The organism is Candidatus Blochmannia sansabeanus (nom. nud.), assembly GCF_059935345.1.
Genome location: NZ_CP011795.1, coordinates 157,450 through 169,943, shown reverse-complemented (window position 1 = coordinate 169,943; position 12,494 = coordinate 157,450). Strand labels below are relative to the sequence as shown.

Below are 12,494 nucleotides of genomic sequence, written 5' to 3'. Positions count from 1 at the left end.
TATAATATTTCTTCTAAATTACTGTAAAAAATCTGGTGCAATATTCATTATTTTTAATGCATGACCCATAACTGTGCGAAACACTGGCGCAGATACCATACTTCCATAATAGTGACCGTTTTTAGGATCATTTATAACTACTGCTAAAGCAAATCTAGGATGACTCACTGGAGCTACTCCAGCAGCACATGAAATATACTTATTAATATATTTCCCATGTGATCCTACTATCTTGATAGTACCAGTTTTTACTGCAACTCGATATCCCTTTTTAATCGTTTCCTGATAACTATTGCTTGGTAAGCATACACCCTCCATCATATCTAAAACAGTACGTACTAACGGTTTCGGAAAAACTCGATCCCCTAATGTTAAAGAAGAATCAATTCGTATGATAGAAAGTGGCTTAGATACTCCCATACCGCCAATGGTAGCATAAACCTTAGCCAATTGTAACGGAGTAATCATTAAGCCGTATCCATAAGAAAATACAGCTCGTTCTATATCTGACCAACATTTATCGTATGGGTATACTCCACTACTTTCTCCTATTAATCCTATATTTGTCGCTTTACCCATCCCAAAATTTACATATGTATTTACTAAAGTTGTTGAAGGCATAGATAGTGCTAATTTAGAAACACCAACATTACTAGATTTCTGCAATATTTCTCTAATAGTTAATTTATCGCGATAAATTACATCTTTAATTTGATATCCATCAATCATATAAGGAGATGTATTAATAATAGTACCTGTTTTTATTATGTTGTGTTTTAATGCAGCCATAATTACAATAGGTTTCACTGTTGAACCTGGCTCAAATGCATCAGTAATAGCACGATTGCGCATAACAGATTTATCAATAATAGATAAATTATTTGGATTATATGATGGACTATTTGTCATAGCTAAAATTTCACCAGTATTAATATCTATTAACACTATACTTCCAGATTCTGCTTTATTTATGCGTATAGCATTATTTAATTCATGATATGCTAAATATTGTAACCGTTCATCGATACTTAGAATGATATTTTTAGAAGCTTGACCATTGTTTATAGTAGTTTCTTCAATTGTTCTACCAAATCTATCTTTTCGTATTACTTTTGTGGCAGGTTGACCAGATAACCAAGTATTGAAGCTTTTTTCTATACCTTCGATACCTTGACCATCTATATCCGTTATTCCTATTAGATGAGCAGTTGTACGTCCAGCAGGATAATGTCGTTTTAATTCTTGTTGTAAATATACTCCTGGTAATTTTAGTTGACTAATACGCTGAGAAACAGAAGGATCTATTTGTCGCGCTAAATAAATGAAACGTCCTGTAGCGTGATTGTTAACAACAGATGATAATTTATCTAATGATATATTTAGTATTTTAGATAACTCCGTCCAACGATATATATCAGAAGCGATACCACCACTCCTATTAATTTTATAAGGATCCGCCCAAACAGAATCAGAAGGTATACTAATTGCTAGCAATTGCCCCATTCTATCAGTAATAATACCCCTAGTGAATGAGATATGTTGTACACGCAATGAACGCAAATCGCCTTCATTAATTAACTTATTAGAATAAATAACTTGTAAATAAGTTAATCTTGATAGTAAAATAACTAATATAAGAAAAATGCAACTATATAATAAGTTAAAACGTTTATCATTTAAAATTGTTTGAAAGTTATAAGGTTTAAACTTCATATAATATATATTAAGTTATTATATGATGATGTATGATTTTGCATAAATAACTTTTTGCACATCAAACATATATTTATTAAGTCAGTGGAACATATTATTTTGTGTTAGATCTACATAATGCATTCGTAATTTATTTATAGCAATACGTTCAATACGACTATGGTCAGATAATATTTTTTCTTCAAGGATCAAATTTCTCCATTCAGTATCTAAAGCATCTTTTTCTAACAAAATTTTTTCGCGATCCATAACCATTGATCTAGTATGATACGTTACCAGAATTACTAGCATTGCTGAAATTAATATTAATAACAATAAAAGTATTTGCTGTTTACCATAAAAAAATAAATCATTATAAATAATATTAATAAGGTTATATTGTCTTTTTTTTATCATACCTAAATACTTAATTAAATAACCAATTTTTCAGCATAACGTAATATCGCGCTACGAGCACATGTATTTCTTTTAATTTCTTGTTTTGAAGGCATTAATTTCCCCATATCTTTCAGTTTATATTTACTGTTATATTTACTAAATATTTGATAATCTGTTAATGGAATTTTAGGGGGTATAGGTAAGACACGACTATGATCACGAATAAAATGTTTTACTAAACGATCTTCTAAAGAATTAAAACTAATTATTACTAATCTTCCTCGTGCAGACAACATTCTTAATGAATCTTCTAATATTTGTATTATTTCTTCCAATTCATTATTAATATACATTCTAATTGCTAAAAAACTTTTAGTTGCAGGATGCTTACGCATGTTGTGATATGGAATAATGTCGCAAATTAATTTAGACAAAATGATGGAACGTACAATAGGCTTATATCGTCTTATAGATACAATAACCTTAGCAATAATTTTAGCAAATCTTTCTTCTCCAAAAGTTTTCAATACCCAAGCAATATTTTCCAATGAAGCTTTCGATAACCACTCAGCAGCGGATTGTCCACTACTAATATCCATACGCATATCTAAAGGACCATCTCTCATGAATGAAAACCCTCTATTATAATCATTCAATTGAAATGAGCTCACCCCTAGATCTAATAGAATGCCATCTACTGATCCAGTAAGGCCCATATTTTTGATATGTTTATGTATTTTGGAAAATGTACTGTGTATTATTGTAAATCTACTGTCTTGTGCAGCTATTATATTCCCAATTTTTACAGCTGACCAATCTCTATCAATCGCTAATAAACGGCCTTTTTTAGTTAGTTTAGATAAAATTAACTTAGAATGACCTCCCGAACCAAATGTTCCGTCAACGTATACTCCTGTTGAATTAATATTCAATGCTTGTATCGCTTCTTCTAACAATACACTTTCATGATTGCAGTTAATATGAAATGTACACATAATCATTAACATATAAATACGTTATATATGTATACTTAAATTTTAATACATATAAAGTATCTGAGTATAATAAACATTACTAAATATGTAGCATTCTATGCTTCATCATACTTAGTGTCTATAAAAATATTTAATAATTGTGGTATATTCTTATGCTCTATGTTGTAGGTATTAAAATATACTTACTATCATTTTAAAAAAATGTAAAACGTATTATCATCACAAATGATAATAATACGAAAATTAGTTCTGAAATACTATAATATTTACTATTATAATATTTTGTTTATACAGTATTAGTAGTTGACAAGTAATATGCAATAGATTTTAAATAAATTTAATGTAATAAATTATTATTTGAATCCGATATTATTAATTGTGGTTTATTTATGATTATAAAATACCATGCGTATATTTGTTTTTAACATTCATGAGACATCGATAATCTATGAGTCAACAAGTTATTATTTTTGATACAACTTTACGAGATGGTGAACAATCTTTACAAGCAAGTTTAAATGTAAAGGAAAAATTACAAATTGCTTTTGCTTTAGAACGATTAGGGGTAGATATCATGGAGGTTGGATTTCCAATATCTTCTCCAGGAGATTTTGAATCAGTACGTACGATAGCTAAACAAATAAAAAATAGTTTAGTATGTGCCTTGGCTAGATGTGTTGACAAAGATATCGATATTGCGGCAGAAGCATTAAAAGGTGCTAAAAATTTTCGTATTCATATATTTTTACCCACCTCATCTGTACATATTCAATCGAAATTGAATAAAAATTTTAATCAAATTATAGAAATGACCATTCATGCAATACATTATGCAAGAAAATATACCGATGATATAGAATTTTCTTGCGAAGATGCTGGACGTACTAGTATAGATAATTTGTGCCGTATTGTTGAAATTGCTATTCAATCTGGAGCAAACACAATTAATATTCCTGATACAGTAGGCTATACAACTCCATATCAATTTGGTCAAATTATTGCTTCTTTATATAATCGCGTTCCTATCATTGATAAAGCTATTATTTCAGTGCATTGTCATGATGATTTAGGTATGGCAGTAGGTAATGCCATTTCAGCCATACAAGAAGGAGCTCGACAAATTGAAGGCACTATAAATGGTATTGGTGAACGAGCAGGAAATACTGCACTAGAAGAAGTAATTATGGCCATTAAAGTGAGAGAAGATTTATTAAAAGTACACACTAATATTCGTTGCCAAGAAATTTATAGAACTAGTCAAGTAGTTAGTCAATTATGTAATATGCCTATTTCAGCTAATAAGGCAGTAGTCGGATCAAACGCGTTTTCTCATTCTTCAGGTATTCATCAGGATGGCATATTAAAAAATAGAAGAAATTATGAAATTATGACACCAGAAAGTATTGGTTTAAAAGATATCAAATTAAATCTTACATCCCGATCTGGAAGAGCAGCAGTAAAATATCATATGCAAGCAATGGGTTATCAAGAAAGTGATTATGACATGGACAAATTATACGATGTTTTTTTAGAATTAGCAGATAAGAAGGGCCAAGTGTTTGATTATGATCTAGAAGCTTTAGCATTTATTAATAACCAACAGGAACAATCAGAATTCTTCAGATTAAAGTGTTTTAATGTACATTCTAGTTCTTCTGGAATCGCTACCGCTTTAGTAAAATTATATTGTGGAAATAACACATGCTCTTATTCAGCAACTGGGAACGGGCCGATAGATGCGATTTATGAAGCATTAACGTGTATTACAAAATTATCTATAAATTTAGAGAAATACCAACTTAATGCAAAAGGACATGGTCGGAATGCATTAGGGCAGGTAGATATTGTCGTGTCATATGAAGGTCGCAATTTTCATGGAGTTGGATTAGATACAGATGTAATAGAATCTTCAGTCCAAGCTATGATCCATGTTTTAAATAATATTTGGCGTGCAAAACAAGTAATAATCCAGCGACACTATTTAAAAAAAGATAATAACTAATAATTTAAAAAACCTAAACATTTATGAATATTAATTATAGAATTGCAATGTTACCAGGGGATGGTATTGGTCCAGAGATTACACAGCAAGTGTATAAGATTTTAAATGTAATAAGAAAAAAATTTCAAATCAATATTGTTACTACAGAACATAAAGTAGGAGGCGATGCAATTGATAGTGAAGGGACTCCTTTGCCTAATAGTACTTTAAAGTATTGTGATCAATCGGATGCAATACTACTTGGAGCGGTAGGAGGGCCGAAGTGGGCGCATTTAAAAGGGTCAGCTGGACCGGAACAGGGGGCCTTATTAGCTTTACGAAAACACTTTAATTTATTTGCTAATTTAAGACCCATATATCTTTCTGCTACATTAAAGGAATTATCTCCTTTAAATATAAAAATAATTCCAGATGGAATCGATATTATATGCGTACGTGAATTGATTGGAGGTATTTATTTTAGCAAACCACAGGGCCGTTCAGGCGTAGGTTCGCATGAATATGCTTTTGATACTGCCATTTATCATCGATTTGAAATAGAACGCATTGCTAATGTTGCCTTTAAATTAGCTCAAACGAGACGTAAGCATGTGTCTTCTATAGATAAAGCTAATGTACTTCATACTTCTATATTATGGAGAGAAGTAGTATCACAGGTTGCAAAAAATTATCCGGATGTTAAATTAGAACATTTATACGTTGACAACGCCAGTATGCAATTAATCAAAAATCCATCTAAGTTTGATATTATTTTATGTTCAAATTTATTTGGTGATATTTTATCTGATGAGTGTGCCATGATAAGTGGATCAATTGGTACACTACCTTCTGCTAGTATTAATGAATATGACTTTGGTTTATATGAACCCGCGGGAGGATCCGCTCCAGATATTGCAGGTAAAAATATTGCTAATCCTATTGCGCATATTCTTTCTACCGCATTATTATTCAGATATAGTTTAAAATTAAATCATATTGCGATTGCAATTGAAAAAGCAGTTTATCAAGCACTAACGTTGGGATATCGCACGTTTGATATAGCGTCAGAATGCGACAAAAGCATAAGTACTAACGAGATGGGCGATATCATAGCTTCTTTAATTCAAAATAAAAGAGAAAAATAATATGGGAAAATCCTTATACCAAAAATTATATGACATGCATATCGTATATGAAAATAAAGATGACGTTCCAATATTATATATTGATCGACATTTATTACATGAAGTTACATCTCCACAAGCTTTTGAAGCACTGCGTTTTAAAAAACGTATAGTTAGACAACCAAATAAAACTTTTGCTACTATGGATCATAATGTTCCTACTACAACAAAAAATATGAACATTTCCGAGAATATGGCTAAAGCACAATTAGATAGATTGACTAAAAATTGTAAGGATTTTGGAATTAAATTATTTGATTTGGATCATCCTTATCAAGGAATAGTTCATGTATTAGCTCCAGAGCAGGGAATTACATTACCTGGTATGACTATTGTATGTGGAGATTCTCATACTGCCACTCATGGAGCTTTTGGTGCTTTAGCATTTGGAATAGGAACTTCAGAAATAGAACATGTGTTAGCTACACAAACTTTGAAACAAATTCGATATAAATCTATGCAAATGAACTTATTCGGTGTTATTGCTCCTCAGATTACAGCTAAAGATATAATTCTAGCAATTATTGGAAAAATTGGACATGGAGGAGGATCTGGTTATGTAGTAGAATTTTGTGGACCTGTCATTAATTCTTTAACTATGGAAGAGCGTATGACTCTTTGTAATATGGCCGTTGAAATGGGCGCAACTTCTGCTTTAATAGCACCAGATAAAACTACTTATGATTATTTAAAAAATCGTAAATTTTCACCAACTGGAAAAAATTGGGAACAAGCATTATTATATTGGAAAACATTACATTCCGACCATGACGCTTATTTTGATAAAACATTTAATTTTGATGTATCTCATGTTAAACCGCAAGTAACTTGGGGAACTAATCCTAGCCAAGTAATCTCTATTGATCAACCGATTCCATCTTTAGAATCTTTTATAGATCCTATAGCACGTAGTTCTGCTGAACGAGCTTTAACTTATATGAAACTTCAACCTAATACTTATTTGACAGATATTTCTATTGATAAAGTATTTATAGGATCGTGTACTAACTCACGTATTGAAGATTTGCGTTTAGCAGCACAAATCATTAAGGGACGTTGCATTTCTAATAATACACAAGCAATAGTAGTGCCTGGGTCTAAATTAGTTAAAAAACAAGCAGAAGCAGAAGGACTGGATCAGATCTTTATACGAGCAGGATTTGAGTGGAGATTACCTGGTTGTTCTATGTGTTTAGCTATGAATAATGATAGACTGAATATAGGTGAGCGTTGTGCTTCTACTAGTAATCGTAATTTTGAAGGTCGTCAAGGTCGTGGAAGTCGCACTCATTTGGTAAGCCCGGCAATGGCAGCAGCAGCAGCCATTGCCGGGCGTTTTGTAGATATCCGAAAATAAAATAATATAAGGATGTATGTAATATGTCTCAGTTTATTCAGCACACTGGTGTAGTTGCACCGCTTGATGTCGCCGACGTCGACACTGATAGCATAATTCCAAAACAATTTTTACAAACTATTACTCGTGTCAATTTTGGATTATACTTGTTTTTTAATTGGCGTTTTCTTGGAAATACGACTAAAATTATGAACCCAAGTTTTGTGCTAAATAAACCATGTTATAAAAATGCTAGCATTTTATTAAGTCAAAGAAATTTTGGATGCGGGTCGTCCCGCGAACATGCAGTATGGGCGCTTATAGATTATGGATTTAGAGTCATCATAGCGCCAAGTTTTGCAGATATCTTTCATAAAAACAGTTTTAATAATCGCTTATTACTTATAACTTTATCGGAACTACAGATCAACGATTTATTTAAAGAAATTTTAATACAAAAAAAAGGTATGTCCTTAACTGTAAATTTACATGAGCAAATTATTTATACATATGATAACAAAAAAAAATATTTATTTAAAATAAATGATTTTTATAGAAATTGTATGCTTAATAATATAGATGATATTAACTTAACTTTACAATATGATGCTGTTATTAAGAAATATGAAGACAATCAACCATCATATTTAAGATAAATATCTAAATAGAGTATTGCATAATATATTATGGCGTTTTGTTGATATAAATTAAAAATAAAAATAAATATTAAAAATCATCTAAATAGCATAGTCCTCGGGTATTGTAATTATTTATTTATTATATTGTTTAATTGACGATCAATTTACTATGCATGTATAGGATATGCTAAGTTTTTTATTGAAAAAATATATAATTGCAGAAGCGTTTATTTAATATAGATAATCAAAACTTAAAAAATAATTACTATAATTTCGTGTTATTCTGATAGACACGTATTAATCATTGTTTTATAACGAAAGATAGAATATACCTCTATAGAAAAAGAAGATAAAAGTAATATTGGGATATGTGAATAAAAGTTATATTTTTAAAATTAAGAATTAATATACTACAGCACATATTATTTTATTTAATTTATAATAAAATATTTCAATAACATTATTTGATTAATATGAAACGTATATCTGATAGTAGCTAAGTAATACATAAAATTTGTCTTCGCCTCAATCAAAATTTCGTATTTTTGATAAAATATGCATCAAAATAATTTAGTTGATAAAATTAAGTTTTTTTTTAAAAACATTTTTGTTAATTTAATTTTTTTCATATTCTACGCTCAATTTTATTTTTTAGTCCATGCGTCTGATTGCATACAAATTCCTATGATCAGCAAATTTTTTTATGTTGATCAGCCTATTTGTGTCCAATCTGACGAATTAGATATCTATTATCCTAGAAAAATTCAGTTTTCTGGACATGTTAGTATTAAACAAGATAATCATATTTTAATGTCTGATAAATTAGTAATATCACATAATGAAAAAAACGAAGTGTTATATAATACTTTATATGCTTATGGTCATGTAAAATACAATAGCGATTACATTGCGTTAACAGGTACTCATGCTTGGATTAATTTTTGTAACAAAAATATAGACATTCATAAAGGCTCATATTATTTATTAGAACCGCATATTTATGGGATAGCAAATTCTATTATGCAACGAGGCGAAAATCGTTATACTATCGTTAAACAGGGGAAGTGCACCTCTTGTATTCTAAATGATAATTATTGGAATATAACAGGATCAGAAATGGTATATGATCATCATAAACGCAACATAGATATTTGGAATGCATGCCTTAAAATAAAAAAAATACCAATATTTTATACCCCTTATTTATCGTTACATTTACGACAGGATAATATTTTAGAACACTATATACCTAGTATTAAATATAGTAATAAACAAGGATTAGGATTCAAAATACCTTGCCCTATCAATTTCTCAAAACATTATTCGGGCAGTATTACTCCATGTTATATATCTAACTTAGGAGCAAAATTAGAAACAGAAATACGTTATTTAGTTAAACCAGGAACTGGATTATTAATTTTAAATATCATAGGAAATGAAAAAATACATAATAATAAATTTAATAATAATTGTTACAATAATAATTGGCAACTATATTGGAAACACAATGGTATCATGAATAAAAAATGGCATTTTTATTCTGATTATATCTTAACTACAGATTTTAATAATTATATTAATACCAATACACCAGCATATACATGCTCTCATAACGACCATATGAATCAAAAAATTTTATGTAATTATAGTGATAAAAATTGGAACACTAGTTTTGCTTATTTTGGTGTTGCAAATACTAAAAAGACAACGATCCTAAGTCATTATAACTATAAAGCAGCTCCTCAATTAGAATTCAATACTTATTATAATAATATACGAAATACACCGTTTAATTTAAAATTCTTCAGTCAATTAACTCAATTTATACCTGTAAACTATAATTTTCCAAAAACAATCAGAATACATACAGAACCAACTTTAAATTGGCCAATCAATAATTGTTGGGGCAGATTTAATGCTGAAGCAAAATTGAGAATGACACATTATCAGCAAAAAAATATCGATTACTATAACAAAACGCAATGCATGGATTGTTCTTTGCAAAATACAGTTAATCGTTTTATTCCACAATTTAAAATTAATGGAAAAATGATTCTTAAAAAAAAAACATATGTTTTTAACAAATATAGAAGTTTCTTAGAACCAAAATTTCAATATTTATATATACCATATCGTTTTCAAGATAACATCGGTGTATATGATACCAATATGATTCATATAGATCATAAAAATTTATTTCATGCTTCTATCTGCAGTGGATTGGATCGTATTTTCCCTGCTAATCAAGTTATAGGAGATATAGCAGTACGATGTTTTAAGAAAAAAAATGAATTTTTTTACGCATCTATAGGTCAAATATTGGATTTAACGCGATTTAATACCACATATTCAAAAGTAACTAAATATAAATATCGCGTTCCCAATATTAAATTGTTTTCTGGAACAGGTCGTTGGAATATTAATAATTATTGGAATACAAGCAGTGAAATACAATATGATATGCAGCACCATACTTTATCTTTTGGAACTATAATATTGGAGTATATAGCAAAAGACAATCAAGTATTACAAACACATTATCGATATGTCAATGGGCAATATCTTGAAAAAATATTACCAAAAATTAATGAATTAACTTATTATAAAACAATTGCTCAATTAGGGTTTTTGACTTGTTATCCATTACGTAACAATTGGAGAATAAGTTGTTCGCATTACCATAATATAAAAACTAATCAATTTATTGATCAAACAATAGGAATACAATATCATACTCCATGTTGGGGAATTAACATATCTTATGAACGAAAAATCATTGATTGGATTAATCAATCGAATCATTATATCTATGATAGCAAAATACGATTAGATATTAGAATATATAATTCTATATCAGATTTTCAAAAACATCTGCATAAAATGTTAAATATTGGTATTTTACCGTATCAACATATCTTCTAATTTTATGTGTTCTGTGTAAGGAACTTGAAATTTATACTCACCATATTGTTAAATTATTTATGAAATTTTGGAAAACATTAATTTTAATATTTATAATAAATGCAGAAATTGTTTTTGGAGAAATAAAAACAACAGACAAAATTGTAGCATTAGTAAATCGTCACATTATATTAGATAGTGATGTGCGAAACAGTACGTATATGCTTCGAGAACACATTTCTAATATTGATAACAATACATTACAAGATACTGTATATTATCAACAAGTTTTAGATCAATTAATTACAGATAAACTCATTTTTCAGATCGCTACTCAACAAGAGAGTGCAAAAAATAATTATACTCAACTTAATCAGGTGATTTGTCGCGTTGCAAATCTATATGATATGACACTAGATCAATTTCGTGTATATTTATATAATATTGGGCTAAACTATGAAAAATATTGTACACAACAATATCAGGATATGCTGAAAACCAGTATATGTGATCGTATTATTTATCATCGTGCTAGTATACTGACTAATGAAATAAATAAAATTGTTAATAACTCAAAAATAATTGATTTTAATAAACAATTTAAATTGATACATATCACATTTTCATTACCAATACAGCCAACACAAAACCAAATAAATATAATAGAATGTTTTTCAAGGTTGTTAATTAAACAAAAAGAATGTAACAAAAATAATAATATTAAAAAATTAATACGTCTTTATTCTAATAAAGATATTCTTCCAATAATTAAAGCACAAGAAACAGAATGGGTTTCATGGAAAGATATACCAATGATTTTTGATCAATATTTACAAACAATAAAAAAAGGTGATCTTATTGGTCCCATTTTGTCGCATGATGGAATACATATTGCAGAAGTACAAGATATACGTTATAAACAGCTAATATTACCTGTTACTAAAATTAAAGCAAAAATATTTGGTATAAAAGATTCATGTAAAAATGTAAACATAGTAAAACAATTGTTACAGATTAAAGAACTTGTTGAAAACAACAATACTACGTTTGATATAATTACTAAAGAAAAGTCAAAAGATATATGTTTTGATAATTATGAAGAAAATATAATATATAAAGATTTAGATGATTTTGAACCATCTATACGGAAAATTTTAGTTACTCTAAAAAATAATGAAATTAGTATGCCAATACATATTTACAATGGATGGTATTTAATTCAATTAATAGATTTTTCCGTACTAGATTATACCGAAATAATACATGAACGTGCTTATTTATATTTGTTAAGTAAAAAATTTAATGAAATTATGACACATTGGATTCAAGAGTTACGATCTGCATCATATATTAAAATTATTAATTAAA

General features: G+C 28.9%; 9 protein-coding genes. 6 read left to right on the top strand and 3 right to left on the bottom strand.

Features of this window, described 5'->3' with window-relative positions:
* Positions 1-18: 18 nt before the first annotated feature.
* The 3 genes from ftsI to rsmH form a co-directional block, all read right to left on the bottom strand.
* Positions 19-1,713, bottom strand: coding sequence for a peptidoglycan glycosyltransferase FtsI (gene ftsI, locus Bsans602_RS00695; protein ID WP_500837203.1), 1,695 nt, complete (start codon positions 1,711-1,713; stop codon positions 19-21).
* A gap of 81 nt (positions 1,714-1,794) precedes the next feature.
* Positions 1,795-2,109 carry a cell division protein FtsL gene (ftsL, locus tag Bsans602_RS00690; RefSeq protein ID WP_500837202.1) on the bottom strand — a complete coding sequence of 105 codons (315 nt, stop codon included), beginning with the start codon at positions 2,107-2,109 and terminating at the stop codon, positions 1,795-1,797.
* A 14-nt stretch (positions 2,110-2,123) separates the two neighbouring features.
* Positions 2,124-3,092, bottom strand: coding sequence for a 16S rRNA (cytosine(1402)-N(4))-methyltransferase RsmH (gene rsmH, locus Bsans602_RS00685; protein WP_500837375.1), 969 nt, complete (start codon positions 3,090-3,092; stop codon positions 2,124-2,126).
* A 442-nt stretch (positions 3,093-3,534) separates the two neighbouring features.
* Between rsmH and leuA the strand changes: the two genes are divergently transcribed.
* The 6 genes from leuA to Bsans602_RS00655 all read left to right on the top strand — a co-directional run bounded on the left by leuA (position 3,535) and on the right by Bsans602_RS00655 (position 12,493).
* Positions 3,535-5,088, top strand: coding sequence for a 2-isopropylmalate synthase (gene leuA / locus Bsans602_RS00680; RefSeq protein ID WP_500837201.1), 1,554 nt, complete (start codon positions 3,535-3,537; stop codon positions 5,086-5,088).
* A 23-nt stretch (positions 5,089-5,111) separates the two neighbouring features.
* Complete coding sequence (gene leuB, locus Bsans602_RS00675; RefSeq protein ID WP_500837200.1) at positions 5,112-6,212, top strand: 3-isopropylmalate dehydrogenase; 1,101 nt, start codon at positions 5,112-5,114, stop codon at positions 6,210-6,212.
* Position 6,213: 1 nt separating this feature from the next.
* Positions 6,214-7,608, top strand: coding sequence for a 3-isopropylmalate dehydratase large subunit (leuC, locus tag Bsans602_RS00670; protein ID WP_500837199.1), 1,395 nt, complete (start codon positions 6,214-6,216; stop codon positions 7,606-7,608).
* Positions 7,609-7,631: 23 nt separating this feature from the next.
* Positions 7,632-8,243: a 3-isopropylmalate dehydratase small subunit gene (gene leuD, locus Bsans602_RS00665; RefSeq protein WP_500837198.1), complete on the top strand. Its 612-nt coding sequence runs from the start codon at positions 7,632-7,634 to the stop codon at positions 8,241-8,243.
* Between the two features lie 666 nt (positions 8,244-8,909).
* Positions 8,910-11,147, top strand: coding sequence for an LPS assembly protein LptD (gene lptD, locus Bsans602_RS00660; protein WP_500837197.1), 2,238 nt, complete (start codon positions 8,910-8,912; stop codon positions 11,145-11,147).
* A gap of 59 nt (positions 11,148-11,206) precedes the next feature.
* Positions 11,207-12,493: a peptidylprolyl isomerase gene (locus tag Bsans602_RS00655; protein WP_500837196.1), complete on the top strand. Its 1,287-nt coding sequence runs from the start codon at positions 11,207-11,209 to the stop codon at positions 12,491-12,493.
* Position 12,494: the final 1 nt, after the last annotated feature.